General features: G+C 72.2%; 15 protein-coding genes and 1 pseudogene. 6 read left to right on the forward strand and 10 right to left on the reverse strand.

Features of this window, described 5'->3' with window-relative positions; genetic code table 11:
• Positions 1-12 precede the first annotated feature (12 nt).
• Both AS97_RS15105 and glnA read right to left on the reverse strand, forming a co-directional pair.
• Positions 13-3,249 carry a bifunctional [glutamine synthetase] adenylyltransferase/[glutamine synthetase]-adenylyl-L-tyrosine phosphorylase gene (locus AS97_RS15105; RefSeq protein WP_210565066.1) on the reverse strand — a complete coding sequence of 1,079 codons (3,237 nt, stop codon included), beginning with the start codon at positions 3,247-3,249 and terminating at the stop codon, positions 13-15.
• Between the two features lie 474 nt (positions 3,250-3,723).
• Complete coding sequence (gene glnA, locus AS97_RS15110; protein ID WP_059143153.1) at positions 3,724-5,085, reverse strand: type I glutamate--ammonia ligase; 1,362 nt, start codon at positions 5,083-5,085, stop codon at positions 3,724-3,726.
• A 427-nt stretch (positions 5,086-5,512) separates the two neighbouring features.
• Here glnA and AS97_RS15115 point away from each other — a divergent pair, with 427 nt between their 5' ends.
• On the forward strand, positions 5,513-7,285 hold the full coding sequence (locus AS97_RS15115) for a multicopper oxidase family protein (protein WP_210565067.1): 1,773 nt from the start codon (positions 5,513-5,515) through the stop codon (positions 7,283-7,285).
• Between the two features lie 159 nt (positions 7,286-7,444).
• Positions 7,445-9,199: an NAD+ synthase gene (locus tag AS97_RS15120; RefSeq protein WP_210565068.1), complete on the forward strand. Its 1,755-nt coding sequence runs from the start codon at positions 7,445-7,447 to the stop codon at positions 9,197-9,199.
• 49 nt (positions 9,200-9,248) lie between these two features.
• Here AS97_RS15120 and AS97_RS47330 read toward each other — a convergent pair.
• The 5 genes and pseudogenes from AS97_RS47330 to AS97_RS15140 form a co-directional block, all read right to left on the reverse strand.
• A pseudogene (locus AS97_RS47330) lies at positions 9,249-9,392 on the reverse strand (alpha/beta fold hydrolase); the annotation flags it as partial.
• A 44-nt stretch (positions 9,393-9,436) separates the two neighbouring features.
• Positions 9,437-10,642 (reverse strand): MFS transporter, encoded by a 1,206-nt coding sequence (locus AS97_RS15125; RefSeq protein ID WP_059143150.1) that lies wholly within the window; start codon positions 10,640-10,642, stop codon positions 9,437-9,439.
• A 241-nt stretch (positions 10,643-10,883) separates the two neighbouring features.
• The gene (locus tag AS97_RS15130) at positions 10,884-11,909 is read right to left on the reverse strand and encodes an endonuclease/exonuclease/phosphatase family protein (RefSeq protein ID WP_125760249.1); all 1,026 of its coding nucleotides are present in this window, start codon (positions 11,907-11,909) and stop codon (positions 10,884-10,886) included.
• A 172-nt stretch (positions 11,910-12,081) separates the two neighbouring features.
• Positions 12,082-12,690 carry a TetR/AcrR family transcriptional regulator gene (locus AS97_RS15135; RefSeq protein ID WP_210565070.1) on the reverse strand — a complete coding sequence of 203 codons (609 nt, stop codon included), beginning with the start codon at positions 12,688-12,690 and terminating at the stop codon, positions 12,082-12,084.
• On the reverse strand, positions 12,687-14,312 hold the full coding sequence (locus tag AS97_RS15140; RefSeq protein WP_210565072.1) for an MFS transporter: 1,626 nt from the start codon (positions 14,310-14,312) through the stop codon (positions 12,687-12,689). Before AS97_RS15140 ends, AS97_RS15135 begins: the two co-directional genes overlap by 4 nt.
• Positions 14,313-14,534: 222 nt before the next feature.
• Between AS97_RS15140 and panB the strand changes: the two genes are divergently transcribed.
• The 3 genes from panB to AS97_RS15155 all read left to right on the forward strand — a co-directional run bounded on the left by panB (position 14,535) and on the right by AS97_RS15155 (position 17,359).
• Positions 14,535-15,395, forward strand: coding sequence for a 3-methyl-2-oxobutanoate hydroxymethyltransferase (panB, locus tag AS97_RS15145; RefSeq protein ID WP_210565074.1), 861 nt, complete (start codon positions 14,535-14,537; stop codon positions 15,393-15,395).
• 132 nt (positions 15,396-15,527) lie between these two features.
• A complete protein-coding gene (locus tag AS97_RS15150; RefSeq protein WP_059143145.1) occupies positions 15,528-16,538 on the forward strand; it encodes an ATP-binding cassette domain-containing protein in 1,011 nt (336 codons plus the stop codon).
• Complete coding sequence (locus AS97_RS15155; RefSeq protein ID WP_059143144.1) at positions 16,535-17,359, forward strand: ABC transporter permease; 825 nt, start codon at positions 16,535-16,537, stop codon at positions 17,357-17,359. Before AS97_RS15150 ends, AS97_RS15155 begins: the two co-directional genes overlap by 4 nt.
• Positions 17,360-17,465: 106 nt before the next feature.
• On the opposite strand, the gene AS97_RS15160 is transcribed toward AS97_RS15155, so the two are convergent.
• A complete protein-coding gene (locus tag AS97_RS15160; RefSeq protein ID WP_210565076.1) occupies positions 17,466-20,843 on the reverse strand; it encodes a BTAD domain-containing putative transcriptional regulator in 3,378 nt (1,125 codons plus the stop codon).
• Positions 20,844-21,064: 221 nt separating this feature from the next.
• Here AS97_RS15160 and AS97_RS15165 point away from each other — a divergent pair, with 221 nt between their 5' ends.
• Positions 21,065-21,862, forward strand: a complete 798-nt coding sequence (locus AS97_RS15165; RefSeq protein WP_059143142.1) for a site-2 protease family protein — start codon at positions 21,065-21,067, stop codon at positions 21,860-21,862.
• A 16-nt stretch (positions 21,863-21,878) separates the two neighbouring features.
• Here AS97_RS15165 and AS97_RS15170 read toward each other — a convergent pair whose 3' ends face one another.
• Together AS97_RS15170 and npdG are read right to left on the reverse strand one after the other, a co-directional pair.
• Complete coding sequence (locus AS97_RS15170) at positions 21,879-22,079, reverse strand: hypothetical protein (protein WP_059143141.1); 201 nt, start codon at positions 22,077-22,079, stop codon at positions 21,879-21,881.
• A gap of 103 nt (positions 22,080-22,182) precedes the next feature.
• Complete coding sequence (gene npdG, locus AS97_RS15175; protein WP_059143239.1) at positions 22,183-22,920, reverse strand: NADPH-dependent F420 reductase; 738 nt, start codon at positions 22,918-22,920, stop codon at positions 22,183-22,185.
• Positions 22,921-22,958: the final 38 nt, after the last annotated feature.

The raw sequence follows: 22,958 nt of genomic DNA on the forward strand, positions 1-22,958 counted from the left end.
CACCGCGGGAGTTCAGCTCTCGTAGTCGTAGAAGAGCCGCTCCACCACCGCCCGCGCCCGGCGGGTGATACGGCGGTAGTCGTCCAGCATCTCGCCGACGTGGCCGGGGCCGTAGCCCAGATAGCGGCCCACGGCGGCCAGTTCGCGGACGTCCGTCGGGAAGGTGTCGCCGGGGCGGCCGCGGACGAGCATGACGGCGTTGCGGACGCGGCTGGCGAGGATCCACGCCTCGTCCAGGGTCTGGGCGTCCTCGGTGGAGATCAGCTCGGCGGCGTGGGCGGCGGCCAGGGCCTCGCGGGTGCGGGTGGTGCGCAGGCCCGGCTCGGCCCAGCCGTGGCGCATCTGGAGGAGCTGAACGGTCCACTCGACATCGCTGAGGCCGCCCCGGCCCAGCTTGGCGTGGGTGGTGGGGTCGGCCCCGCGCGGCAGCCGCTCGGACTCCATCCGGGCCTTGAGCCGCCGGATCTCGCGGATCGCGTCCTCGCCCAGCCCCTCGGCCGGATACCGCAGCGGATCGATCAGCTCGATGAACCGCCGGCCGAGCCCGGGGTCGCCGGCCACCGGCTCCGCGCGCAGCAGCGCCTGGCTCTCCCACACCAGCGACCAGCGGCGGTAGTAGGCGGCGTACGAGCCCAGCGTGCGCACCAGTGGCCCGGACTTGCCCTCGGGGCGCAGGTCGGCGTCGATGAGCAGGGGCGGGTCGGTGGTGGGGAGCTGGAGCAGCCGGCGCATCTCGTTGGCCACGGCGAACGCGGCGCGGGCGGCCTCCTGTTCGTCGGCTCCCTCGCGCGGCTCATGGACGAAGAGCACATCCGCGTCGGAGCCGTAGCTGAGTTCGTGGCCGCCGAAGCGGCCCAGGCCGATGACGGCGAAGCGGGTGGGCAGCTCATCGCCCCAGGTGTCGCGGACGGCGGCGCGCAGGGCGCCGGCGAGGGTCGCGGCGTTCAGATCGGAGAGGGCGTCGCCGACCATGTCGATCAGCGCCGCGGCGTCCACGGGGGATTCGGCGGCGGGGGCGGCCGGCCGGGCCGGCATATGAGGTTCGGATTCCCGCAGGGCGCTGGGGACCTCGGGGACCCTGGCCGGCGAGGGGGCGGGCGCCGTCACCGTCGGTCCCGTGGCCCGGCCGGGCGTCCGCTCCTCCGACAGCGGCCAGCTCACGGTCGGGCGCACCTCGCCGTTGGCCAGCCGGGCGCTTTCGATGACGTCCGCGGCCGCCGTACGGAACATCTCGCGCCGCCGCACCCCGCGCGCCACCGCGACCGCCTGCTCGGCGCCGTCGGCGCGCCCGACGGCGGCCAGCACCTCCTGCTCCAGATGGGCCCGGCCGCGCGGGCGCAGCCCCTCCGGGTCGCCGAGCAGGGCGACCGCCTCGGGGGCACGCAGCAGCAGATCGGGGGCGAGTCGCCCGGCGGAGAGCACCCGGGCCAGGTTTTCGGCGGCGGCGCCCTCGTCGCGCAGCAGCCGCAGGTACCAGGGCGTCTTGCCGAGCGCGTCCGAGACCTTGCGGAAGCCCAGCAGCCCGGCATCCGGGTCGGCGGAATCGGCGAACCAGCCCAGCAGCACCGGCAGCAACGTACGCTGAATCGCCGCTTTTCGGGTCACACCGGAGGCCAGCGCCTCCAGATGGCGGAGCGCACCGGCCGGGTCCGCGTACCCCAGAGCCGTGAGGCGCTGACCGGCCGCCTCGGGGCTGAGCCGGATCTCGCCGGGCTGGAGCTGGGCGACGGCGTCCAGCAGCGGCCGGTAGAAGAGCTTCTCGTGCAGCCGCCGCACTTCGCGGGCGTGCCGCCGCCAGGCGGTGCCCAGTTCGGTCACCGGCTCGGTGCGGAACCCCAACGACCGGCCGAGGCGGCGCTGATCGGCCTCGCCCTCGGGCATCAGATGGGTGCGGCGCAGCCGGTAGAGCTGGAGGCGGTGCTCCATGGTGCGCAGAAAGCGGTACGCGGCGTCCAGCGCGGCGGCGTCGGTGCGCCCCACATAGCCTCCCGCGGCCAGGGCCGCGAGCGCGTCCAGCGTCGTACCGCTGCGCAGCGACTCATCGGACCGCCCGTGCACCAACTGCAGCAGCTGGACGGCGAACTCGACGTCGCGCAGGCCCCCGGGGCCCAGCTTGAGCTCGCGGTCGACCTCGGAGACGGGGATGTTCTCGACCACCCGGCGGCGCATCTGCTGCACATCGGGGATGAAGTTCTCGCGCTCGACGGCCTGCCAGACCATCGGCGCGAGGGCGTCCACATACGCCTGGCCGAGCCCGGCGTCGCCCGCCATCGGCCGGGCCTTCAGCAGCGCCTGGAACTCCCAGGTCTTGGCCCAGCGCTGGTAGTACGCCAGATGGCTGGAGAGGGTCCGCACCAGCGGGCCGTTCCGCCCCTCGGGGCGGAGGTTGGCGTCGACGGGCCAGATGGTGCCCTCGACGGTGACATCGGAGCAGACCCGCATCAGCCGGGAGGCGAGCCGGGTGGCGGCCCGCACCGCCTCGTCCTCCTGGACCCCCTCGACCGCCTCCGCCACGAAGATCACGTCCACATCGGAGACGTAATTCAGCTCGCGGCCGCCGCATTTGCCCATGCCGATCACGGCCAGCTTGCAGGCGGCGGCGTCCTGCGGCTCCTCCTCGGCCGCGATCTCCAGCGCGGCCCGCAGCGTCGCGGTCGCCAGATCGGCGAGTTCCGCGGCCGTCTGGGTGATGTCGATGGTGCCGCACACATCACGGGCCGCGATGGCCAGCAGCGCCCGGCGGTAGGCGACGCGCAACGCGTCGGGCCGGGGCAGCCCCGCCCCGGGCGCGCCCCAGACCCCCTCGGCCAGAGCCCGCTCGAACTCGGGGGTGGCCGGATGCAGATCGGCCGACTCATAGGTCACCAGGGCGTGCCAGTCCCCCGGGTGGCGGGCGAGGTGGTCACCCAGCGCCTCGGATGCGCCGAGCACCCCGAGCAGCCGGTCGCGCAGCGGTTTGGCGGTGACGAGGGTGTCCAGCAGCGCCTGCCGCGAACCGGCCCGCTGCCCGCCGTTCGGCTCCCCCGCCTCCCCCTCGTCCTCCGGCAGCGCCTCGACGAGCCGTACGAGCCCGAGCAGCGCCAGATCCGGGTCGGCGGTCGCGCCGAGCGCCTCCAGCAGCACCGAATCGCTGCGCACCGAGGCCAGCTCGGGCGCGTCCAGCAGCCGCTGGGCGGCCGAGGCGTCGGTGAAACCGTGCCGCAGCAGCCGGGTGACATTGCTGCTCCTGCGTCCCTGCGGTACGGACATCCCGCCGCCTCCCGTCCCTGGTCGACTCCGCGCCGCTCGACCACCCGCACACCGATGATCAAAGGCGCCGCTGCCGAGCCTAAGCGACCCCGAGGGCGAAGCGGCAGGTCCGGGCGGCTACGAGCGGCGCGGGGCGGCACGCTTCCCGCCGGGTGGCCCCCCCCAATTGGCCGACGGAGTGGCCGCCCTCCCCTTGATCGCTCCCGTCCTGGCAATCGCCGTCACCGCTCTCGGGATCACCGGTCTGGTGCGTCCCGGTCCCGACCCCCGCTGACACGGGCGGCCGGTGCACGGCCCCGGACGCGGCCGGCCGGGGCACGGTCCCGGGAAACGAAACGCCCGGCCCCCGCCCGTCCGGCGTCCCCGGCCGGTCCGGGCCCGGACCGGCCCGATCCACCCGGCGAGCGGATCAGCACGGGCCCGGGCCGTCACGTCACGTCACGTCACGTCAGCGGCGGACGCCCTGGCCCGCGCCTACAGCACCGGCAGGTTCTTGCGCAGCTCGAAGGGGGTGACCTCGGAGCGGTACTCCTCCCACTCCTGCTTCTTGTTGCGCAGGAAGAAGTCGAAGACATGCTCCCCGAGCGTCTCCGCGACCAGTTCGCTGCGCTCCATCAGGTCGATCGCCTCGCCCAGGTTCTGCGGCAGCGGCTCGATACCGAGCGAGCGGCGCTCGGCGTCGGAGAGGGCCCAGACGTCGTCGTCGGCGCCGGCCGGGAGCTCATAGCCGCCCTCGATGCCCTTGAGCCCGGCGGCGAGCAGCACCGCGTAGGCCAGGTAGGGGTTGGCGCCGGTGTCCAGGGAGCGGACCTCGATGCGGGTGGAGCCGGTCTTGCCGGGCTTGTAGAGGGGGACGCGGACGAGGGCGGAGCGGTTGTTGTGGCCCCAGCAGATGTAGGAGGGCGCCTCGCCGCCCGCACCGGCGGTGCGCTTGGAGCCGCCCCAGATGCGCTTGTAGGAGTTGACCCACTGGTTGGTGACGGCGGAGATCTCCCCCGCGTGGCGCAGCAGCCCCGCGATGAAGGAGCGGCCCACCTTGGAGAGCTGGAACTCGGCGCCGGACTCGTAGAAGGCGTTGCGGTCGCCCTCGAAGAGGGAGAGGTGGGTGTGCATGCCCGAGCCGGGGAACTCCGAGAAGGGCTTCGGCATGAAGGTGGCCTGCACGCCCTGCTCCAGCGCGACCTGCTTCATGACCAGGCGGAAGGTCATGATGTTGTCGGCGGTGGAGAGCGCGTCGGCGTAGCGCAGGTCGATCTCCTGCTGGCCGGGGGCGCCCTCGTGGTGGGAGAACTCGACCGAGATGCCCATCGATTCCAGCATGGTGATCGCCTGGCGGCGGAAGTCCATGCCGATGTTCTGCGGGGTGTGGTCGAAGTAGCCCGAGGAGTCGGCGGGCACCGGACGGCTGCCGTCCACCGGCTTCTGCTTGAGCAGGAAGAACTCGATCTCGGGGTGGGTGTAAAAGGTGAACCCGAGGTCGGAGGTCTTGGCGAGGATGCGCTTGAGGACGAAGCGGGGATCGGCGAAGGACGGGGAGCCGTCCGGCATCAGGATGTCGCAGAACATCCGAGCGGTCCCCGGGGCCTCGGCGCGCCAGGGCAGGATCTGGAACGTCCCCGGGTCCGGCTTGGCGATCATGTCGGATTCGTAGACCCGGGCGAAGCCCTCGATCGCGGAGCCGTCGAAGCCGATGCCTTCGTCGAAGGCGCCCTCGAGCTCGGCCGGCGCGACGGCCACGGACTTCAGGAAGCCGAGCACATCGGTGAACCAGAGCCGCACGAACCGGATGTCGCGCTCTTCGAGCGTGCGGAGCACGAACTCCTGCTGCTTATCCATGGTCCCCTATCCTTGCAGGTCAAACGGCTCTTTTCGCGGGCGCGGGGCACCTTCCGCAGCCCAGTATCACGCGGTGGGATTACACGGAGGTTTCGTCCGGTCGCCCCGGTCTCCCCTCACTTCACCACGATGGATGCATCGTACTTTCACCCGGCCGGTCCCGGCCCCGGACGTTCCGTGCCCACCGTGGCGCCTGCGGGAGCTCCATACCCCTTGGGGGTAGGGTGCCGATTATCACGATGATCAAACGGTCAGATGATGATTTGAACGGTCAGATGGAGGCGGCGATGCGAAGAAGCCCCTCACCCCAGAGCCGATCGCTGATGCGGCGCATAGAGCGGCGCGTCGGCCGCCCGCCCTCCCGGCGGGACGGTGGACGCGCCGACCCTCACGCATCCGGCACACATCAGCATTGGGGTACTGACTCATGCACGAAAAGACTCGCCGTGCCGTGCTCGGCACGGGCATCGCCGCCGCGGGCAGCGGTCTGCTCACCGCCTGCGGCTCCCCCGGCCCCCGCCCCCGCGCCGAAGGCCCCGACGGCGTGGACGGCGTGGACGGCAACGCGATGGGCGCCCCCGCCAGACCCGGCGCGCCCGCGGACGACACCCCGGCGCAGTACGTCTCCCCCCACGGCCCGGAGGTCGCCGCGACCGAGCAGCGGCGGGGCCCCGGCCCGGTGCGGACGTTCCGGCTCACCGCCACCGCGACCACCCTGGACATCGGCGCCCGCAAGGTGACGTCCTGGGCGTACGAGGACCAGGTGCCGGGCCGGGAGATCCGGGTGACGGCGGGCGAGACGATCGCGCTCACCCTCGCCAACAACCTGCCGCAGCCCACCACGCTGCACTGGCACGGCATCCGGCTGCGCAACGACATGGACGGCGTCCCCGGAGTCACCCAGCGGCCGATCAAGACCGGCGCCGCCTTCGACTACCGCTTCACCGCGTTCTACCCGGGCACGTACTGGATCCATCCGCACTCGGGCGTCCAGCTGGACCGGGGGCTGTACGCGCCGCTGATCGTGGAAGATCCGAAGGAGCCACTGAAGTACGACAAGGAGTGGGTCGTCGTCCTGGACGACTGGCTCGACGGGGTGGGCGGCCGCACCCCGGACAAGGAGTTCGAGCGGCTCAACGCGGGCAAGGGCGGCGCGGTCGGCCATGCGATGGACGACGGCTCGATGGGCGATGGCTCCACGGACGGCGGCTCGGCGGACGGCGGCTCGGCGGACAACCACGGCAAGCGCGGCGCCAAGGCCACGGCGACAGCCGAAGCCACGGCGACAGCCAAGGCCAAGGCCACGGCGACAGCCAAGGCCACCGCCAAAGGCACCGCCGCCGGCGGTGCCAAGCGCGACCGGACCCGGTCCACGGCGCGGAAGGAGGCCGCGCCCATGGAGAGCCGACTGCTGGGCGGCCACGCGGGCGATGTCACCTACCCCTACTACCTGGTCAACGGCCGCAGCCCGGAGTCGCCGCAGGTCTTCCGCGCCAAGCGCGGCGACCGGATCCGCATCCGCCTCATCAACGCGGGCGGCGACACCGCCTTCCGCGTCGCCCTCGGCGGCCACCGGATGACCGTCACCCACACCGACGGCTACCCCGTCGTACCGGCCAAGACGGACGCGCTGCTGCTGGGCATGGGCGAGCGCTACGACGTGCTGGTGACCGTCAAGGACGGGATCTTCCCGCTCGCCGTCCTCGCCGAGGGCAAGGGGCGGTCCGCGATGGCGGTGCTGCGCACTCGCGGCAAGAGCCCGGTGAAGTTCCCGCGTCCCAAGGAGCTGGACGGCGAGCTGCTCACCGCGGACCGGCTGAAGGCGGCGGAGGACGTACGCCTGACGCCCAAGGAGCCCGACCGCATCATCCGGATGCGGCTCACCGGCTCGATGCGGCGCTGGGACTGGGCGATCAACGGCCGGCCGTACGACCCCGCGCAGCGCTATCCGGTGCGGGCCGGTGAGCGGGTGCGGATCTCCTTCATCAACGGCACCGACATGTGGCATCCGATGCATCTGCACGGCCACACCTTCGCGCTGCCGGACGGCGGCCCCCGTAAGGACACCACGATCCTGCGGCCGCACCACAAGGTGAACGTGGATCTCGACGCCGACAATCCGGGGCTGTGGATGGTCCACTGCCACAACGTCTACCACTCGGAGTCCGGGATGATGACCGTCCTCGGCTACCGGAAGTAGCCTCGGCGTCCGGGACGGCCCGGCCCCCGGAGGCGACGGGGCCGGGCGGAATCCGCCCCGGCGCGGCCGGCGGCGTGAGAAGGCCGCCGGCGTGAGAAGGCGGCGTGAGAAGGCAGACACCCCCGGCTATCGCGTCAGACAGACGATTACACTGGGCGCGTGCCTCAACTTCGCCTCGCTCTGAACCAGATCGACTCGACCGTCGGAGACCTCGACGGCAACACCGAGTCGATACTCCACTGGACCCGGCACTCCGCCGAGCAGGGCGCCCATCTGGTGGCGTTCCCCGAGATGGCGCTGACCGGCTACCCCGTCGAGGACCTGGCGCTGCGCTCGTCCTTCGTCGAGGCGTCGCGCGCGGCCCTGCACGCGCTCGCCGAGCGGCTGAACGCCGAGGGGTTGGGCGAGCTGCCGGTGGTCGTCGGCTATCTCGACCGCAGCGAGCGCGCCCGGCGCTACGGCCAGCCGGCCGGCTCACCGCAGAACGCGGGCGCCGTGCTGCACCGCGGCACGGTCGCCCTGACCTTCGCCAAGCACCATCTGCCGAACTACGGCGTCTTCGACGAGTTCCGCTACTTCGTGCCCGGCGACACCCTGCCCATGGTGCGCGTCCACGGCATCGACGTCGCGCTCGCCATCTGCGAGGACCTGTGGCAGGACGGCGGCCGGGTGCCGGCGAGCTGCTCGGCGGGGGCCGGGCTGCTGCTGTCGATCAACGCCTCGCCGTACGAGCGGGAGAAGGACGACACCCGGCTGGACCTGGTGCGCAAGCGGGCCCAGGAGGCGGGCTGCACCACCGCGTATCTGGCGATGATCGGCGGCCAGGACGAGCTGGTCTTCGACGGCGACTCGATCGTCGTGGACCGGGACGGCGAAGTCATCGCGCGCGCCCCGCAGTTCGCCGAGGGCTGTGTGCTGCTCGACCTCGAGCTGCCCGCCGCCGACCCGGAATCCGTCCCCGAGGGGGTCGTGGACGACGGGCTGCGCATCGACCATGTCACCCTCTCCGCCGACCCGCTGCCCCGCTACGAGCCGGAGCTCGCGGGCGGCGAGGCCGAGCGGCTCGGCGACGACGAGGAGGTCTACACGGCGCTGGTCGTGGGGCTGCGTGCCTATGCGGCGAAGAACGGCTTCCGCAGTGTGCTGATCGGGCTCTCCGGCGGGATCGACTCCGCGCTGGTGGCCGCCATCGCCTGTGACGCGGTCGGCGCGCAGAATGTGTACGGCGTCGCGATGCCCTCGCGCTACTCCTCCGAGCACTCCGTCGACGACGCCACCGAGCTGGCGCGGCGCACCGGGCTCAACTTCCGCACGGTCCCGATCGCCCCGATGTTCGACGCCTATATGGGCTCTCTGCAGCTCACCGGGCTGGCCGAGGAGAACCTGCAGTCGCGGCTGCGCGGCACGATGCTGATGGCGATCTCCAACCAGGAGGGCCATATCGTCCTCGCCCCGGGCAACAAGTCCGAGCTGGCCTGCGGATACTCCACGCTCTACGGGGACTCGGTCGGCGCGTACGGCCCGATCAAGGACGTCTACAAGACGTCCGTCTTCCGCCTGGCCACATGGCGCAACCGCGCGGCGGAAGAGCGGGGCCAGACCCCGCCCATCCCCGAGAACTCGATCACCAAGCCGCCGAGCGCCGAGCTGCGCCCCGGCCAGGTCGACACCGACTCGCTCCCGGACTACGAGATCCTCGACCGGATCCTGGAGCTGTACGTCGACCGCGACCAGGGGCGTCAGGACATCGTGGCGGCGGGGTACGACGATCCGCTGGTGACCCGGATCCTGCGGCTCGTGGACACGGCCGAGTACAAGCGCCGGCAGTACCCGCCGGGCACGAAGATCTCCGCGAAGGGCTTCGGCAAGGACCGCCGGCTGCCCATCACCAACCGCTGGCGCGAGCGCACCTGAGCCGGTGGGCGGGGGCCCTGTGGGCCAGGCCCGGTCGTCCTGGGCTGTGGGCTAGGGTGTCCAGCTCCAGCGGCCCGCTCGCGCGCGGGGTCCGGCCGGAGCCGGGGTAGTCGGGGCCGACCACGCGGTGGCGCTCGGCGAGGCCGTCCAGGATCGGGCCGTAGTTCCCGTCGATGGAACCGGTCCCGCCATGGCGGGCCGCGCCCCTGAGGGGCAGACCCGCCGAACCCCCGTAGCTCAGCGCACCTCGGACATCCGCGGCATCGACTCGCTGCTCGCGACAACCCGCGAGCCACCCGCCGGAGCCCGGTCGGTCCGCCCCGCGATCAGCGCGATCACCAGACCGATCACCGCGAGCACCGCGCCGACCAGCGTCGGGGAGGTCCAGCCCCAGCCCGCCGCGATGGCGACGCCGCCCAGCCACGCGCCACCGGCGTTCGCCAGGTTGAACGCCGAGTGGTTGGAGGCGGAAGCCAGCGTCGGGGCGTGCTGGGCCTTGTTCATCACCAGCATCTGCAGCGGGGTGGTCGTCATGAAGCCGACCGCGCCCAGCACCACGACCGACACCAGCGCCGCCCACTTCACATGCACCGTGAAGTCGAAGGCCACGAGCGTGACCGCGAGCGCCGCCAGCGAACCGTAGAGCGTCGGGCGCAGCGCCCGGTCGGTCAGCGGACCGGCGATCAGGGCGCCCAGCGTCATGCCCATCCCGAACAGCGCCAGCACCAGGGTGACCGTCGACTCACCGAACCCGGTGACCTCGGTCATCATCGAGGCGAGGTAGCTGTAGACGGCGAAGACGCCGGCGAAGCCGAAGACGGCGGTGAGCAGCCCGAGGATGACCTGCCGGTCGCGCAGCGCGCCGAGCTCCTGGCGCAGGCCGCCGTGCTGCTCAGGGGAGACCTGCGGGACGAGCCGGGCGAGCGCGGCCATGGCGACCACGCCGATCGCGGAGACCACCAGGAAGGTCGCGCGCCAGCCGAGGTTCTGGCCGAGCAGGGTGGCCACGGGGACGCCGACGATATTGGCGATGGTCAGCCCGAGGAACATGGTGGCGACCGCGCGGGCCCGCCGGTCCTCGGACACCAGCCGCGAGGCGACCACCGCGCCGACGCCGAAGAACGCGCCGTGGGGGAGCCCGGCGAGCACCCGGCCCGCGATCAGCAGCCCGAAGTTGGGGGCGAAGGCGGAGGCGAGGTTGCCCACCGTGAAGAGCGCCATGAGCAACACGAGCATCCGCTTGCGCGGGATTCGGGAACCGAGGGCGGTCAGCAGCGGAGCGCCCACCACGACCCCGATGGCATAGGCGGAGACGAGGTATCCGGCCGTGGGCACCGAGGTGTCCAGATCGCCGGCGACATTGGGCAGCAAGCCCATCATCACGAACTCGGTAGTACCAATGCCGAAGGCGCTCACAGCAAGGGCGAGCAGGGCCAGGGGCATGAGAGACCTTTCAAACGAAGGAGAAAAGTGCAGAGGATGCATATGTTCTCTAGCTGAACAAAGTCTCTCACGCCGGATGTTCCCAAGGAGATCCCCAAGGTGAACAGGACGTAAGATCTCGCCGGATGGGCCGTGAGCTGAGTCACCCGCCGGGGTCCACCCCGCCCGGGTTCATCCGACGGGGCTCACCCGCCGGGGTCCGTCCGACGGGGCTCATCACCCGCCGGAGTTCATCCGCGGCTCAGTAGTCGACCGACGCCGCCAGCGGAAGGTGATCGCTGCCGGTCTTGGGCAGCGCCCACGCCGCGACCGGATCCACGCCCCGCACCATGATCTGGTCGATCCGCGCCATCGGGAACGAGGCGGGCCAGCTGAAGCCGAAGCCGTCGCCCGCCGCGCCCTGGGCGGACCGCATCTGCGCGGTGACGGGGGCCAGCGCCCGGTCGTTCATGGTGCCGTTCAGATCGCCGAGCAGGATCACCTTGCGGAGCCGTTCCCGGGAGATGGCCTGGCCCAGCGCCTCGGCACTGGCGTCGCGCTGCCCGGCGGTGAAGCCCGCGTTGAACTTGACGCGCACCGAGGGCAGATGGGCCACATAGACACCCACCTCACCGCGCGGTGTGGCGACGGTGGTGCGCAGCGCCCGCGTCCAGCCCAGCTTGATGTCCACCGGCTTGGTGCCGGACAGCGGGTACTTGCTCCACAGCCCCACCGTGCCCTGCACGGTGTGGTAGCGGTAAGTCCCCGCCAGGGCCCGCTCGTACGCGGGCACGGCCTCACCCGTCAGCTCCTCCAGCGCCACCACATCGGCGCCCGAGCCGGCCACGTCCTCGGCGGTGCCCGTCGGGTCGGCGTTCTCCGCGTTGACGTTGTGGGTGACGACGGTCAGTTCACCGCCGCTGCCGGACTTGTCGGAGAACATCAACCCGCCGAAGAGGTTCAGCCAGACGGCGACGGGCAGCACCAGCGCGAGCACGGCGCTGGCCGACCGCCGCACCAGACCGAGCACCAGCAGCACCGGAAGGGCCAGGCCCAGCCACGGCAGGAAGGTCTCCAGCAGGGAGCCGAGGTTGCCCACCCGGTTGGGGATATCGGCGTGGAAGATCATGACCAGGGCGAGCAGGATCGCGATCGCCGCCAGCACCAGTCCGCGCCGCCAGATGCCGCGATCGTCCCGGAACCGGTCGAGCAGGCGGCCGATCCGGGAGCCCGATCGCCCGGGCGCGTCCCCGAGCTGTCCCGTCTCCTGCGTGTACGCCTGCGTCATTCGCGTCCCTCACTGCCTCAACTGCCGCGCCTTGGCTACGACCCTAGGTGATGACCAGGGCTTTTCCGGACGCCCCCGGGGGCGTCTCCCGTCCGAGGACGTCGGGTCGGCGGCCGGGAGTTCCACATCCCGGCGCGGGAGGGGCTGTTGTGACACAACAGGCACAAACCGCTCAGCGGCGTGGGGAGACCCCTTCCAGGACCGCGTCGACGATCCGCTCGGCCAGCCCGTCGGGGAGTTCCTTCCACTCGTGGAGCATGGCGCGGGCGAGCATCGGGCCGGTGAAGAGGTCGGCGAGCAGTTCCAGATCCACATCGGCGCGGATCTCACCGCTCTCCCGCCCCCGCCGCAGCACGGCGCGCAGGGTCGCCCGGCGGGCCGCTATGACGTTCTCGTCGTAGGCCCGCCACAGCTCCTTGTGCGCGTGCATCTGGGTGATGACGCTGCGCAGCAGGGCGGAGTGACGCTTGGCGAGCCCGCGGCGGCGCATGAACTCCAGGACGGTGACGAGGTCGTCGCGCACCGAGACCCCGGCCGGCTCGGGGCTGGGCTCCTCCAGGGAGCGGAGCACATCGAGCATCAGCGCGTCCTTACCGGGCCAGCGGCGGTAGACGGTGGCCTTGCCGACGCCCGCCTCGCGGGCGATCCCCTCGATCGACAGCCCGCCGACCGAGGCGCCCTCCTCCAGCAGCCGCAGCGCGGCCTCGATGATCGCGGCGTCGGCGGCGGGGCTGCGGGGGCGGCCGCGGAGTTTGGGGGCGGAGCTCTCCGGTGCGGTCATCGGTCGGCCGACGCCTCCTTCCGCGGATGCGGCCGCCCGCTGTCGGGGGCCTCGCCGGAGGCGCCCTTGCCGGGCAGGAAGGCGAGGACGACCAGCGCGCCGAAGAGGGCGACGCCCGCGGAGCCGAGGGCGGTGACATGCATGGCGTGGACGAAGGCGTCCTGCGCGGGGCCCACCAGCTCCTGGCCCCTGGGCCCCAGCTTCTCGGCGACCCCCAGGGTGGCCTCGACGGACTCGCCCGCCGAGTGCCGTACGGAGTCGGGGAGTCCGGGCACGGCGGCCAGGGTGTCCCGGATGCCCTCGCGGTAGGTGGAGGAGAGCACCGAGCCGAGCACGGCGACCCCGAGCGCGCCGCCGACCTGCCGGAAGGTGTTGTTGAGCGCCGAGCCGGAGCCGGCCTTCTGGCGCGGCAGCGCCTGCATGATCGCGGTGGTCACCGGCGGCATGATATGCGCCATTCCGGCGCCCTGGGCGAAGAACAGCAGCTCCAGCACGACGATCGGGGTGTCCACGCCCAGCAGCAGGAACCCCGACATCGTGGCGGACACCAGCAGCATGCCGCCGGTGCACACCGCGCGGGCGCCGAACCGCTCGACGACCAGCCGGGCGCGCGGGGCGAAGATCAGCTGCGCCACGGCCAGCGGCAGGATCAGCAGCCCGGATTCGAGCGCGCTGTAGCCGCGCACGCTCTGGGTGTAGAAGACCATGAAGAAGGTCACGCCCATGAGGGCGAAGAAGACCAGGGCGACGGCGCCGATGGCGGCGGAGAAGGCCGGGTTGCGGAAGTAGCCGATGTCGATGGCCGGGTGGCGGCTGCGCTTCTCGTGCAGCACGAACAGGACCAGGACGGCGAGCCCGGCGGCGATGGAGCCCAGCACCTGGGCGTCGGCGAAGTCGGCGAGCTGGCCTCCCTTGATGATGCCGTAGACCAGCAGCACGAGTCCGACGACGGACAGCAGCACACCCGGTGGGTCGACCCGGCCGGGCGCGGGGTCCTTGGAATCGGGGACGAGCAGCACCATCGCGATCAGTCCGACGATCACGATCGGCACATTGACGAAGAAGACCGAGCCCCACCAGAAGTGCTCCAGCAGCAGTCCGCCGGTGATCGGGCCGATGGCGATGGCCAGCCCCACCGCGGCGACCCAGATGCCGATCGCCTTGGCCTGTTCCTCGCGTTCGAAGACATTGACCAGGATGGCGAGGGTCGCGGGCATCACGAAGGCGGCGCCAAGACCCATGAGCGCCCGGAAGCCGATGAGTTCACCGGGTGAACCGGAGAAGGCGGCGAGCACCGAGCCCGCGCCGAACACCACCATCCCGCCGAGCAGGACCTTCTTACGGCCGATCCGGTCACCGAGGATGCCCGCGGTGAACAGCAGTCCGGCGAAGACCAGCGTGTAGGAGTTGATCGCCCACTCGAGCTGGCTCTGGGTGGCCCCGAGCCCGGTGGGCCCTGGCGAGGCGATCGTCTTCATCGCCACGTTGAGTATCGAGTTGTCGAGGACGACGACCAGGACGCTGAACATCAGGACGGCGAGGATCGCCCAGCGTCGGCGGTAGATCGCCTCGGGGGCGCCGGACCCGTCCGGGGCGCCCTGGGTGCTGGATGGGGAGGCCATGCCGCCCAGGCTAGGCGCAATACGATACGAAACCGTATCGTATTGGAAGATCTTTGCGAGGGTTTTGGCCGACGGCCCGGAGAAGGGGCCCGCGAAAAGGTGGTCAAGGCCACCGCCCGGGGGATCCGGGCCCACTTTCGCCCCGGCAGGAGCCGTGCCAGCATGGGGTTGGTCCGGGGACGCCGTCAGGGCGCCTCGAGATGATGAACAGGAGCCGTAGCGATGACGCACGTCAATCCTGCGCAGAAGCAGTCCGAGAAGGCCCTCTACGGGGGCACGGGCTCCCGCCGCATCACCGTCCGTGACATCGCGGCCGCCAAGGAGCGCGCCGAGAAGTGGCCGATGCTCACCGCCTACGACGCGATGACCGCGTCCGTCTTCGACCAGGCCGGCATCCCGGTGCTGCTGGTCGGCGACTCGATGGGCAACTGCCACCTGGGCTATGAGTCCACCGTCCCCGTCACCATGGACGAGATCGCGCTGCTCTCCGCCGCCGTGGTCCGCGGCACCCGGCGCGCCCTCGTCGTCGGCGATCTGCCCTTCGGCTCGTACCAGGAGGGCCCGGTGCAGGCGCTGCGCAACGCCACCCGCCTGGTGAAGGAGGCGGGGGTGGGCGCCGTGAAGCTGGAGGGCGGGGAGCGCTCGGCCCATCAGATCGAGCTGCTGGTCCAGTCCGGCATCCCGGTCATGGCGCATGTGGGCCTGACCCCGCAGTCCGTCAACGCCTACGGCGGCTATCCGGTCCAGGGGCGCGGCGAGGAGGCGGCCCAGCAGTTGCTGCGGGACGCCAAGGCGGTGCAGGACGCGGGCGCCTTCGCGGTCGTCCTGGAACTGGTCCCGGCCGAGCTGGCCGCCGAGGTGACCCGCTCGCTGCACATCCCCACCATCGGCATCGGCGCCGGGTCCGCGTGCGACGCCCAGGTCCTGGTGTGGACCGACATGGCGGGCATGACGGACGGCCGGGTGCCGCGCTTCGTCAAGCAGTACGCACAGCTGCGCCAGGGCCTGGGCGACGCGGCGCGGGCCTTCGCGGAGGACGTCGTCGGCGGGGCCTACCCCGCCGAGGAGCACTCCTTCCACTAGGCACCACGAGCCACTGGCCACCAGGCACCCCGAGCCACTGCGGTACAACGACAGCCCGCCGATCTTCCCCCGTCGGCGGGCTGTCTGCCGCTTGTCGGCGGTCTGTCGGCGGCGGCTGTCATCCTGGGCGGCATGACGCGGGAACAGAGGATCAGGGACGGCAACGCCGTCGAAGTTCGGGGGCTGGTCAAGCACTTCGGTGACACCAAGGCCGTCGACGGAGTGGATCTGGACGTGCCGGAGGGCACCGTCCTGGGTGTGCTGGGCCCCAACGGCGCCGGTAAGACGACACTCGTCCGCTGTCTGTCCACCCTGCTGGTGCCGGACGCCGGCACCGCGGTGGTGGCCGGATACGACGTGGTGCGCCAGCCCCGGCAGTTGCGCCGCACCATCGGGCTGACCGGGCAGTACGCGTCGGTCGACGAGAAGCTCCCCGGCTGGGAGAACCTCTACATGATCGGGCGGCTGCTCGATCTCTCCCGCAAGGAGGCCCGGGCGCGGGCGGACGCCCTGCTCGAGCGGTTCTCGCTCACCGAGGCCGGCAAGCGACGCGTGCGCACCTACTCCGGCGGTATGCGCCGTCGGCTCGACCTGGCCGCGTCCATGATCGGCCGGCCCTCGGTCCTCTATCTGGACGAACCGACGACCGGTCTGGACCCGCACTCCCGCAACGAGGTGTGGGACGAGGTCAGGCGGATGGTCACCGAGGGGGCCACCGTGCTGCTCACCACCCAGTACATGGAGGAGGCCGAGCAGCTCGCCGACAACCTGACGGTGATCGACCGGGGCAGGGTCATCGCCGAGGGCCGGGTGCACGAGCTCAAGGCCAAGATCGGCGGCCGCACCCTGCAGATCCGTCCGTCCGACCCCGGCGAGGTGCACCGCATGGTCGGCGCCATCACCCAGGCGGGTCTGGACGGCATCGGCGGCGCGACCGCCGACGTGGAGGAGGGCCAGGTCAGTGTGCCCATCGCCAGCGACGAGCAGCTGACCGCCCTGATCGGTCTGCTCAGTGAGCGCGGTTTCACGATTGCCGGGATCGACACCCATATGCCCAGCCTGGACGAGGTCTTCCTGGCCATCACCGGCCGGAAGGCGTCCGCACCGCAGGACCACAAGACGCTGGAAGAGGTCGCCGCGTGAGTACGGCCACGATGACCGCGCCCGTGCGGGGAAAGAGCGACGGCCGGATCGGCCCCCGCGCCAATCTGCGCCACATCGGCGCGCTGGTGCGGCGCAACGCCCTGCAGATCAGGTACGAACCGTTCGCGATGTTCGACGCCCTGGCGATGCCGATCGTCTTCGCGCTGCTGTTCACGTATGTCTTCGGCGGCGCGATGACGGGCGGCAACCGCTCCGAGTACGTCAACTACTTCATCCCCGGCCTGATGGCGATGGGCGGGCTCAACATCGCGATGTCGATCGGCAGCGGCGTCAATGACGACTTCAACAAGGGCGTCATGGACCGCTTCCGCACGCTGCCGATCGCCCGCTCCTCGGTGCTGATCGCCAAGCTGGTCGTGGAGTGCGGCCGGATGCTGCTGTCCACCATCATCCTGCTGATCATGGGCTTCATCATGGGCTTCGAGCTCAAGACCGGGCCGCTGGAGCTGTTGGCCGCGGTGGCGCTGGCCGTGCTCTTCGGATCCTCGCTGACCTGGATCTTCATGCTGCTGGGCATGTCGCTGCCCACCCCGCAGGCGGTCAGCGGCATGGGCTTCCTGGTGATAATGCCCCTGCAGTTCGGCTCGTCCATCTTCGCCCCGACCGCCACCATGCCGGACTGGCTGCAGTCCTTCACCGAGTACAACCCGCTGTCCCGGCTCGCGGACGCCGCACGGGCCCTGACCAGCGGCCATGGCGCGATAGCCGAACCGGTGACGGTGACCCTGAGCTGGACGGTGGCCATCACGGTGCTCGTGGCGCCGCTCGCGGTGCGCAAGTTCCGCGACAAGACCACCTGACGGTCCACGGTCTCGAGCCACCGGCCGGGCGCACCCTACGGGGGGGCGCCCGGCCGGCCATCGTGTCCTCACTCCCCGTGCTTCCCGGACCCGCTCACCGGCCCGCTCAGACCAGCACGACGGCCTCGTCCAGGGTGAGGCCGCCGCCCTCGGCATGGGCCCGCTCGTACGCGGCGTCCCCGAACTCGGCCCGCACCGCGGCCTCGGTCCGCTCCCGGCGCGCCCGCTCACTGCCGGAGACCCGGTACTGCTGGGGCTTGCGCAGCGCGTCGTACGCCCCCAGCAGGCGCGCCGCCCGGGCCCGCTCCGCCCCGCCGAGGCCGCTCAGCGCCTCGGCGGCGGTCAGCAGATGGGTCACCGGGATGAACGGCGCGACCATCTCCGTCATCCGGCCGGTGTTCTTCGCCAGCGCACCGCGCACGGTCGTCAGGGCGTCGCCCGGCCGTCCCTCCAGCACCTCCAGCCAGGCCAGCATCCCCTCCACCATGCCCTCGAACATATGCAGCGCCCGGTGCTCGAACTCCTCGTGCAAGGTGGACAGAAGGGTCCGCGCCTCCGCCAGGCGGCCCGTGGTGCCGTAGCGCTGCGCCAGATGGATCTGGGCGTACGACAGCGCCTCGGCGCCCGCGTGCTGCCCCTGCTCGACCACCTCGCGCAGCATCCGCTCGCCCTCGGCGGCCTTCTCCTCGTCCCCGAACTCCACGAACAGCCCGGCCAGCCGGGACCGCAGGGACGTCACCTGGTCATGGGCCCCGAGCTCCTGGGCGCAGCGGATCGCCGCGCGGTAGTCCGCGGCCGCGGCCGCGCCCTCGCCGCGCTTCTCCCAGGTCTCACCGCGGCCGGCCAGCGCCTCCGCCTCGCCCCATACGTCACCGAGCCTGCGGAAGATCGCCAGGCTTTCGTCGGCGTCGCGGGTGGTCGCGTCCTGGAGCTCGCCGCTGCGATCCCGGTAGAACTTGGCCCGCAGCTGGAGGGTGAACGCCAGCTCCCATGCGTAGTCCAGCTCCCGGCAGGTGCGCACCGCCTCGTCGGCCATCTCCCGCAGCAGGACGAAGTCCCCCTTGAGGATCACCGCGAAGAACCACAGGATGCCCGGGAGACGGCAGGTCTGGGGCAGCCCCGGCCGGTAGGCGGAGACGATGCCCTCCAACTCGCGCTGGGTGTCGTCGCCCACCATGGACTGGGGGTCGCCGTCGATGTTGGCCAGCGCGTACAGCCGCACTCCGCGCCGCGCCTCCGCCAGCAGGGCGGGCCCCATCGGCGGCGGGGCGGCCGTGCAGCTGACGTACAGCGGCGGCGCGGGGGCCACGGGCGGTGCGAAGGGGCTCGGCCCGAGGTCTGCCGCGGCGGTCGCCCAATGGCGCGCCTCGCCGCGGTGGCCGCGCAGATGCCAGAACCAGCCGAGCGAGAGCACCAGGCACAGCGCCTCCTGCTCGTCGCGGGCGGCCACGGCCCGGCGCAGCGCGGTGCGCAGATTCTCGTGCTCCGTCTCCAGCCGGACCAGCCAGTGGCGCTGTGCGGGGCCGCGCAGCAGCGGATCGGCGGTACGGGCCACCTCTCGGTAGGCGACCAGATGGCGCTGTTCGACCGCGGCCCGCTCGCCGGACTCGTCCAGCCGCTCCGCCGCGTATTCGGCGACGGTCTCCAGCAGCCGGTACCGCATCTCCGCGTCCGTCCCGGGCTCCGGGCCGGCCGCGGTGACGACCAGCGATTTATCGATAAGGGAGCCGAGCAGCGCGGCCACGTCCCGGGGCTCCACGGCCCCGTCACGCCCGGCGCGCTGTTCGTGCTCCGCGTGCTCTTCGGGGCGTCCGCGCACCGCCTCGGCCGCGTCCGCGCACACCGCCTCCGCCTCGGTCAGACCGCAGCCTCCGGCGAAGACGGACAGTCGGGCGAGCACGGTGCGTTCGGCGGCGTCGAGCAGGTCCCAGGACCAGTCGACGACGGCTCGCAGGGTCTGCTGGCGGGGCAGCGCCGTACGGCTGCCGCTGGTCAGGAGGCGGAAGCGGTCGTCCAGGCGGTCGGCGAGCTGCCGTGGGGTGAGCAGCCGCAGCCGCGCCGCGGCCAGTTCGATCGCCAGGGGCAGTCCGTCGAGGCGCCGGCAGATCTCGGCGCACGCGGCCGGATCGTCCTCGGTACGGAAACCGGGCCGGGCCGCCGCGCCCCGGTCCTGGAGCAGCCGCAGCGCGACGGGGTCGGGCAGTGGCTCCACGGGACGCACCAACTCGCCCGGGACGGCCAGGGGTTCGCGGCTGGTGGCCAAGATCGTGACCCCGGGACACTGGGCGAGCAGGGACTCGGCGAGGTGGGCCGCGGCCGCGACGAGGTGTTCGCAGTTGTCGAGCACGATCAGCATCCGGCGCGGGGCGCAGTGCTCGATGAGCCGGGCGCGCGGATCGCGCACGGCCGGGTCGGCCGCGGCGCGCAGCCCTTCGGGCGAGGTGCCGAGGAGGACCGTCTCGCGCCCCCCGACCGCGCTGAGCACCGTCTCCGGAACGGTCTCGGGGTCGTCGACCGGCGCGAGCTCGGCCAGCCACACCCCGTCCGGCCAGCCGGGCGCGAACGATTCGGCGGCCTCCTGCGACAGCCGCGTCTTCCCGGCGCCGCCGGGCCCGAGGAGGGTGATCAGGCGGTGGCCGGACAGATCGCCGCGCAGGGTCGCCAGATCGGCCTCGCGGCCGACGAAGCTGGTCAGCCGGGCCCGCAGATTGCCACCGCCGCTGCGGGCGGGGGCCGGGCGGGGCGGTAGGGGAGAGCCCTCATCGCCCGCCGCCAGCAGCTCGGCGTACAGCCCCCGCAGCTCCGGCCCCGGATCGGCGCCCAGCCGCTCGGCGATCTCCGTACGGATCACCTCGTACGCGGCCAGCGCCTCCGCCACCCGCCCCACGTCCCGCAGGGCCCGGATGCGCAGCGCGTGCAGCGGCTCGTCCAAGGGGTGGCCGTCGCAGAGCCCGGTGAGCGCGGGGAGGGCCTGGGCGGGGCGGCCGAGGGCGAGGTCGGCGGCGAGCCGGGCGCGCCGCGCGTCCAGCCGTCGCGCCTCGGCGCGGGCGACGGGCGCGGTGGCGTCGGGCAGATCGCTGAGCGCCGGCCCGCGCCACAGCGCGAGCGCGGCGTCGAGCAGATCGACGGCCTTGGCCGGATCGCCGCCGGCGAGGGCGTGGGCGCCCTCCTCCGCGAGCCGTTCGAAGCGGTACAGATCGACGTCGTCGGGGCCGGCGCTCAGCCGGTACCCGCCGGGGACGGACTCCACGGCGTCCTTGCCGAGCGCCCGCCGCAGCCGCCCGACCAGCGCCTGCAGCGCGCCGTGCCCGTCGGCGGGCGGATCGGTGATCCAGATCTCCCCGATCAGCGCCCCGGTGGTCCGCGCCTGCCCGGGCGCCAGCGCGAGCGCCGCCAGCAGCGCACGCAGCCGCGCCCCGCCGACGTCCACGGGGGTGCCGTCGTCGTGGCGGGCCTGGGTGGTGCCGAGGATGCCGTAGCGCACGGCCCCATTCTGATGGATGCCCGTCTCCCGGCCGACCGCGCCTGCCCCGGCGGTTCTCCCGCTGACCCCGGCCCGGCCGTTCTCCCGTTCCCCGTGGCCCCGGCCGCTCCCCCGTTTCCCCTGGCCCGGCCGTCTTGCCGTTTACCCTGGCCCGGAACTCCGCGCCCCGTGTTCGACGTTTCCCCCTCAGCGCTCACCAGCCCGTATGGAGACCCCACTCGATGACCACCGCCATCAGCCGCCGCGAGCGGCGCATCAGCCCCGTCTTCCTCGGACTGTTCGCGATCATGGTCGTGTCCGCGTGGGCCGTGTGGACGGAGTACTCGGCCAGCCCCGGCTTCGCCGTCTTCCTGTTCGTCGTCTCCGGCTGGGTCGTCTCCCTGTGCCTGCATGAGTACGCCCATGCGCGCACCGCGCTGCACGGCGGGGATCTGTCGATCGGCGCGAAGGGCTATCTGACCCTCAACCCGCTGAAGTACACGCATGTGGCGCTGAGCATCGTGCTGCCCGTGGTCTTCGTGATCATGGGCGGGATCGGGCTGCCGGGCGGGGCGGTGTTCATCGAGCGGCACCGGATCCAGGGCCGCTGGAAGCACAGCCTGATCTCGGCCGCGGGCCCGCTGACGAACGTGCTGTTCGCGGCCGCGCTGACCGCCCCGTTCTGGCTCGACGCCACGGACCAGGTGCCGGAGCTCTTCCGCTTCGCCCTCGCCTTCCTGGCGTTGCTGCAGGTCACGGCGGCGATCTTGAACTTCCTGCCGGTGCCGGGCCTGGACGGGTACGGGGTGATCGAGCCCTGGCTGTCGCACCGCATCCGGCGCCAGGTCGAGCCGTACGCGCCGTTCGGGCTGCTCGCGGTCTTCGGGATCCTGTGGATACCCGAGGTCAATGAGGCGTTCTTCGGCGCCATCGACGCGGTGATGCGGGCCCTGGGCGTATCGGAGTGGGACACCTACTGGGGCCAGGAATTCTTCCGCTTCTGGCAGGGCGAGCCCGATATCCCCCGCCTCGACTTCTAGCCCCCGCCCGGCGGCCTCAGCTCGTGGCGCCCGTGCTCTCCCGGTCGGCCGCGCGGTCGGCCCGGGCCTTGCGGACGTAGTACCAGGCCATGTTGGACGAGATACCGGCGATCAGGATCCAGATGATCCCGAGCCAGCTCCCCCGCGCGAAGGACACGACGGCCGCGGCGATCGCGAGGACGCAGACGGCCAGGGTGCAAAGGGCGAGGCGGGGCATGGGGTCGGCTCCTGTCGGCGGATGTGGCACTCCCCGGCATTGTCCCCCATGCGCCGCCGCAGGGGCGGGGCGCCCCGGATGTGCCGGTCGGGCGGCGGCGCCCTCAGACGTCGGTGACGCGCAGGCCCGCATGGGCCTTGTAGCGGCGGTTGACCGAGATCAGATTGGCCACCAGGGACTCCACCTGGTGGGCGTTGCGCAGCCGGCCCGCGAAGACGCCGCGCATGCCCGGGATGCGGGCCGCGAGCGCCTGGACCAGGTCGGTGTCGGCGCGCGACTCGCCCAGGACCATCACGTCGGTGTCGATCTGCTCGACCTCGGGGTCCTGCAGAGTTACGGCCGAGAGGTGGTGGAAGGCCGCGGTGACCCGGGAGTCCGGCAGCAGGGCGGCGGCCTGCTCGGCGGCGCTGCCCTCCTCCGGCGTCAGGGCGTACGCGCCCTTCTTGTCGAAGCCCAGCGGGTTGACGCAGTCGATGACCAGCTTGCCGCTGAGCTCCTCGCGCAGCGAGTCCAGCGTCTTGGCGTGGCCGTCCCACGGGACCGCGACGATGACGATGTCGCTGCGGCGCGAGCACTCGGCGTTGTCCGCGCCCTCGATGCCGAGCGCCGCGCCGCCCAGCTCCCGCGCCGCGGTCTGCGCGCGCTCGACGGCGCGCGAACCGATGATCACCTTCTGGCCGGCCCTGGCCAGCCGGTAGGCGAGGCCGCGGCCCTGGTCGCCGGTGCCGCCCAGGACGCCGACGGTCAGGCCGGACACATCGGGGAGGTCCCAGGGGTCCTTGGCGGGGGCCTTCTTCGCGGGGGCGTCGGACACGGAGTTCGGGGCATCAGGAGTAGTCATGACAGTGATCCTGTCACGCACCGCGGCCACCTTCATGG

The sequence above is a fragment of the Streptomyces sp. AgN23 genome (assembly GCF_001598115.1).
GTDB lineage: Bacteria > Actinomycetota > Actinomycetes > Streptomycetales > Streptomycetaceae > Streptomyces > Streptomyces antimycoticus.

What these genes read in the sequence shown, in the direction of transcription:
- glnA (WP_059143153.1), bottom strand. Translation starts at nt 5,085, where the DNA reads ATGGATAAGCAGCAGGAGTTCGTGCTCCGCACGCTCGAAGAGCGCGAC.
- AS97_RS15105 (WP_210565066.1), bottom strand. Translation starts at nt 3,249, where the DNA reads ATGTCCGTACCGCAGGGACGCAGGAGCAGCAATGTCACCCGGCTGCTG.
- AS97_RS15140 (WP_210565072.1), bottom strand. Translation starts at nt 14,312, where the DNA reads ATGGCCTCCCCATCCAGCACCCAGGGCGCCCCGGACGGGTCCGGCGCC.
- AS97_RS15165 (WP_059143142.1), top strand. Translation starts at nt 21,065, where the DNA reads ATGACCACCGCCATCAGCCGCCGCGAGCGGCGCATCAGCCCCGTCTTC.
- AS97_RS15170 (WP_059143141.1), bottom strand. Translation starts at nt 22,079, where the DNA reads ATGCCCCGCCTCGCCCTTTGCACCCTGGCCGTCTGCGTCCTCGCGATC.
- AS97_RS15135 (WP_210565070.1), bottom strand. Translation starts at nt 12,690, where the DNA reads ATGACCGCACCGGAGAGCTCCGCCCCCAAACTCCGCGGCCGCCCCCGC.
- AS97_RS15150 (WP_059143145.1), top strand. Translation starts at nt 15,528, where the DNA reads ATGACGCGGGAACAGAGGATCAGGGACGGCAACGCCGTCGAAGTTCGG.
- panB (WP_210565074.1), top strand. Translation starts at nt 14,535, where the DNA reads ATGACGCACGTCAATCCTGCGCAGAAGCAGTCCGAGAAGGCCCTCTAC.
- AS97_RS15130 (WP_125760249.1), bottom strand. Translation starts at nt 11,909, where the DNA reads ATGACGCAGGCGTACACGCAGGAGACGGGACAGCTCGGGGACGCGCCC.
- npdG (WP_059143239.1), bottom strand. Translation starts at nt 22,920, where the DNA reads ATGACTACTCCTGATGCCCCGAACTCCGTGTCCGACGCCCCCGCGAAG.
- AS97_RS15125 (WP_059143150.1), bottom strand. Translation starts at nt 10,642, where the DNA reads ATGCCCCTGGCCCTGCTCGCCCTTGCTGTGAGCGCCTTCGGCATTGGT.
- AS97_RS15115 (WP_210565067.1), top strand. Translation starts at nt 5,513, where the DNA reads ATGCACGAAAAGACTCGCCGTGCCGTGCTCGGCACGGGCATCGCCGCC.